This window comes from Streptomyces sp. NRRL B-1140 (assembly GCF_001280065.1).
Classification (GTDB): Bacteria; Actinomycetota; Actinomycetes; order Streptomycetales; family Streptomycetaceae; genus Streptomyces.
This window is the reverse complement of the sequence record NZ_LGEA01000077.1, coordinates 1-214: the sequence shown is the minus strand read 5'-3', so window position 1 is coordinate 214 and position 214 is coordinate 1. Positions and strand designations below refer to the sequence as shown.

General features: G+C 55.6%; 1 rRNA gene. It reads right to left on the bottom strand.

Annotated features, from left to right (window positions below):
* Positions 1–214 (bottom strand): 23S ribosomal RNA (locus ADK65_RS09370); the annotation flags it as partial.

The following is a 214-nucleotide window of genomic DNA, read 5'->3' as shown; positions in this document are numbered from 1 at the left end:
ATTCGGACTCGCTTTCGCTACGGCTTCCCCACACGGGTTAACCTCGCAACACACCGCAAACTCGCAGGCTCATTCTTCAAAAGGCACGCAGTCACGAGACACCAGCAAGCTGATGTCCGACGCTCCCACGGCTTGTAGGCACACGGTTTCAGGTACTATTTCACTCCCCTCCCGGGGTACTTTTCACCATTCCCTCACGGTACTATCCGCTATC